Annotated in this window: 1 protein-coding gene; it reads right to left on the bottom strand. The window is 50.0% G+C overall.

What is annotated here, in order from left to right; genetic code table 11:
- Positions 1–3,719, bottom strand: a 3,719-nt coding sequence (locus OXH16_20900) for a M28 family peptidase (GenBank protein ID MCY3683866.1), incomplete at its 3' end; no start/stop codon positions are given.
- Positions 3,720–3,731: the final 12 nt, after the last annotated feature.

Genomic DNA, 3,731 nt, shown 5'->3' on the forward strand with positions numbered 1-3,731 from the left:
CCATCATCCTTGCCCACAAACATCGTCAAAGACACGCGCGCCATAAACTCTTCGATGTCGGGCACAAAATCTTTCTTCGGCTGCCCGCTCTCATCCTTGAAATTCGCAATCGCCACCGAAGCCAACACGCCCCCGATATCCCGAATATACTCATAGGGCACGACGAGCACATTGGTCGATTCCAGATGGGTAAAGGTCTCTATCGGCGCAGCCGCAACAACCCGCGGATCCTGATCCTGTGCATCTGCCAAATCGTCTTTTTCTTTTACCGTATCAACAGGGGTCAGTTTTTCATCGTCCAGATCTTTGAACTTGTTAAACATTTCAGAATCCAGAATGCCAATCACCGTAAAAATCTGCCCCTGCATTTCAATTTTGGCTGTACCGGCGTCTTCGGGGAAAATACCCACAAGCTCGGCCAGATCATTGGGTATCAGGCAAACGAACTCTTCTCCGGGTTCAAACCATCGCCCACTCATCAAATAGCGATCAGCTCCGGTAATTTTGGGTTCGTCTGGCGTAAGCCCCAACAGTGCATTGACAAAACTGTCTTTCCCCGTGGTAATGCCCACATCAAAATCGACGTAAATCTCCTTTGGGCCCATATCGGCGGTGGCCTCTGTCACGCGAGAAAAATTCACATAAGCGCGCTCGCCACGCACCTGTGACAAATACCACGATCGCGGCACAATATCGGCGCGGCCTTCAAAAGCGCTATTGAGATAATTGAGCACGGATTCCTGCATTCCGCGCCAGGATCGGTCGCGCACCAGTGCCCCCTGATACGACGGCTCGTTATCGCGGGGTAATTTGTAAAACTTCAACGAAGTCTGCACCGAAGTAAAAGACAATGTCGTAAAAGTCAACAAAGTCAGCGTAATCGCCGTCAACCCCGTGCGCATGGGGCGTTTTCTCAGGTTTGAAATGCCCAGTACAACCGCGGCCGACGTCGCGCTAATGCGCCCGACATCGGCTTCATAAGTCCCGGCAGAAGCTTGCTTCATTTTGCGAACTTCATCGCCAAACTTAGATACCACAATGACCATAGCCACCCCACCGAGAGCCATAATCACAAATGCGAGAAAAATAATATAGGGGGAATTGCTCAACTGAAAAGCCGGATGGACAAAGCGCAGAACAATGAAGAAAAATATAAAAAACGCGGCAAACCAGCTCAATCGCGCGGTAATACTCGACGCGCCAATCAACAACCGCTCACAGAAAAATGAAAACGGCAACAATAAAATAAAGTAAAAAATAATACCCCGAACAGTATCATTGGCCGTCGCCATCACTTCGGGATACCCCCGCGCCTCCAGCCCCCATGCCCGCCGGGATGCATTCATAAACCCTTCGTAATCCAAATTTTCAAGGTGCTGACGCGCTTCGATCAGGGCCTCGCGCGCGCTGTTGTGCAACAGGGTGAGTCGATTGTTTTCAATACCAAATTGCGCCAACTGTTTCATCCGCACATCGTCAATCACCCACATATCTTTGGCGGCTTGATAAGAAGGTCTGAAAATGACACCGGGCTCATACCCTTCACCTCGCGCCTCTTCCAGAAGATCGGGATTCACCTCGCGTTTATCAACCGGATTGTCCAAAAACTTCTGGGGCGCATTGATCAGCAAATACTTAACACCAAACAAGCCCGTGCTCATCAAAACCTTCAACCGCTCGGCTTCTCCCGTGTATTCATCCACGCGCGCAAACGTCACTGCAGCGCGCGTCACGTCGCCCTCTTTGGTGCTTTGTCCCGGCAAATACGTATAGCCAAATTCTATGGGCTGCGTATCATTGTCGTTGAGCACCGTCATAAAATCAAGCGCGGACAAATAACTCGAATCGATAATCTCAAAAACGCTGATGGAGCGGCTCTTAAACAGAACCGTCAGCATTTCATTTTCCCACCAGCCATATCGCTGCGTCAGTGGGAATTTTTTGTCGCCCTCAGTCCCCATATCGGGTGCCGACGTAATAGCCCCCTCTTCATCAATATCATAAGCCAAAATGCGATTGGTAAACCGATTACGCATAATATCAAAGGAAAACCATCCGGTTTCCTTTACCTTATCTTTATCGCCAAACAATTTTAGATCTACATTTTCTGTCTGATCGTCTGCCAGTTTATCAATATCGTAAATGGGACCTTCTGTCGTCTTGTCAATAATCAGCGTGCGCACCCCCGCACAACTGTGGACATTGCCCGGCTGTCGATACGTGGCAACTCCCCCTGGCACGGGTACGCGGGGCAACGCGAAATCGACATTGCGATCAAACCACAATACCTGTCCTCTCAAACTGTGTCCGCGATCTTGCAATTTGAGTTTGGACACCCTGAAAAACTCGGGATCTTCGCCCGCTTTCATCAAGGCAGCGATCGTCGTTTGGACCTGACGCGCCAAATTGCCCATATTGACATGCTCTACGCGATCAATAGGCGTATCGACAAACCGCCGCACGGTTGATGGCGTCGCCAGTGTAATGCCTTCTTTCCCAACAAAAGTAACGGCCTCGCTGTCGAATCCCAGGCGAATGGGCATAAAATTCTTCCAGGTGCGTTTTGGCGGAGCAATCGCATCGACATGGCGCGCCTCTTCGCCTGGAAAGACTTTGGCCATATATTTATCGAATTTGTCTGCATAAGGCGCCAGCAGATTATTTAGATAATTGTCTGTCTGCCAATTTGGGTTGTTAAAGGTGCCGTGTGAAAAGCTCGCCAACTGATCGGATTCACTCGACAGGTCCAACCCGATAAATAACCGAAAATCAATTTTATAACTGCCGGGAATGAGTTCTTCAAAATCTTCGCTGTCGCGCGGAATAAGTTCGCCATCGAGATAAGCACCGGCAACCGATAAACTATCGGGAATCTTATCGCGGAAATGATCGCTCTCGCGAGAATGGCGATACACAAAATCATTGATACCAGCCAGCCCCTGAAAATGAGAACCCGTTGCCAAAAAGGTCACCGAATATTTGGGCGGATTCTGTTTCAAAACGCGAGCAGTGTGTAAAAGCGCAGCCAACCCCGACGCATTTTCTGCACCCGGCGCGAGAGCGGGCACAACGGAAATGGCATCGTAAAAAGCACTCAGCACAATCTGCTGATCTTTCCACTTGCGCTCTTCGCGCTCCGTGATATAGTCTTCAGATCCAGGAACGGTTGCAAAAATATTCCAGGTCGGCACTTCTTCCCAATCCATCTTTGACGTTAAACGCACTTCTGGAGATTGCGTTTGGGCCAATTCGAGCAACCGCAAAGCATCGTCTTTTGTGACCCAGAACCGGGGCACATCAACGGGCACGGGCAAAAACTTATCCATAGCCTGCCCCTGTGTAACCCGCCCATTATCGAAAAATAAAATGGCCTGTGCCCCCAGCATACGCGGGCTTAAATAGCCCTGGTCACAATCGAAGTCCATCAGGACAATGCTGCCTTCGACCTTTTTCCCATTGAGTTCTGCAAACGCCCCCTTACCCCCATAAATAAGCGCCCCCGAAATTCCAGCACTGGGAACAGAGGGCGTTTGTACATGGTTGGGCCAAAAACCGTAGATCGCGATTTCTTCGCCGGTATCCATCAAAGTAAGTGAAGCACCTTTGTCAACGGGAACCGTTACTGTGTGCTCCTCGACCGCGATATCTTCGAGCCCAAATTGCTCAAAATGCTGTTTGACGTATTCAAAAGCCTGCCGATGCCCTGCATAGCCAGGCACACGAGATCCCAG

The sequence above is a fragment of the Gemmatimonadota bacterium genome (genome assembly GCA_026705765.1).
GTDB lineage: Bacteria > Latescibacterota > UBA2968 > UBA2968 > UBA2968 > VXRD01.